The sequence below is a fragment of the Phaeodactylibacter luteus genome (assembly GCF_007993045.1).
GTDB lineage: Bacteria > Bacteroidota > Bacteroidia > Chitinophagales > Saprospiraceae > Phaeodactylibacter > Phaeodactylibacter luteus.
The window spans coordinates 1-1,153 of the sequence record NZ_VOOR01000141.1 but is presented as its reverse complement, the minus strand read 5'-3'; the positions used below and the strand labels follow the sequence as shown (position 1 = coordinate 1,153).

Below are 1,153 nucleotides of genomic sequence, written 5' to 3'. Positions count from 1 at the left end.
CTCCTGTTCAAAAGCATTGTCTCCAATGCATCGTAGTCTTACACAGCACCCTCGCTGTTTGGCTTTAGCCGATACTAATGTGTCAAAGCCATTCCAAATCCTTCCCCTTGTTTTTTTAAAGACATACCAAGTGCTGCCGGAACAGCCCTCCCTGAGGAGGCTGATGTTTCTAACCGGACGTTCCAACCTCCTACCGTTACCTGGAATCTAAAACACAATGTTAATTCCAATAGCTGTAAGTCGCACTTGGTTTTTCCGCAGTTAAATGAAATGCAACTGCCCTGACTGCGGAACCGGGCGCTTACAGATCAGAATAAACTTCGAGAGGAGAAGACCTAAGTGAATTATCAAGCCACACAAAGTATCTGAAAATATGCGAAAACAAAGACAAATGAGACAACAATTCTTACGTCTCGGGCTCATACTCATCATACTGAGCCTAGCTGAAATAGGGATAGCCCAATCTGCCAGCTTTGGAAATACTTATGTGTTTCCAATGGTAGAAATGGGAGTGCACAGCCCGGTACATAGTTTCCAAAATGGAGGTGCGGGTATTACTCCAGGGCTCATCCAAACCGCCCGCTCTGCCCCTCAGGGCTTTGTCAGTTTTATCGGATCGGCTACGGCCGCTGATCAGACTGATAATGCTCATGTAGACGGTTATGTCAAAAAATATGGCAATACCGCTTTTACCTTCCCGGTAGGAGATGGCAGTGATTTGCGGATTTTTTCAATCTCCGCGCCTGCACAGGCTACAGATGCTTATGCTGTGGCTTGGATTGCAGGCGATCCATCTTCTACCCCCGATCCCACAAATGCAGGAGCTACTCACAGTACTTCTGCAGTTGCGGGTAATATTATCGCAGTCAGCACGGTCGGACAGTGGGACTGGGTGCCTTTTAGTGGCACAGGAGACGGGCTGAATATATCGGTATCTATACCTGACCTCACAGGCTTTGCAGCTGCGGCTGATCTGCGCCTGGTAGGCTGGGATGGCAGTCAGTGGATCGCTCTTGGAAATGCAGGTGTTGCTGCTGTCACCGAAGACAATACCCTTAGTGGTACAATGGTAGCAGGCATTGAAGCTGTAGGTGTTGGTGCTGTATCTCCAGACACGGACGGCGACGGCATTGCGAACGATGTGGACACGGAC

General features: G+C 48.9%; 1 protein-coding gene. It reads left to right on the top strand.

Annotated elements, in window-relative coordinates; all coding sequences use genetic code 11:
- Positions 1–391 precede the first annotated feature (391 nt).
- Positions 392–1,153, top strand: a 762-nt coding sequence (locus tag FRY97_RS21850; RefSeq protein ID WP_147169746.1) for a hypothetical protein, incomplete at its 3' end; no start/stop codon positions are given.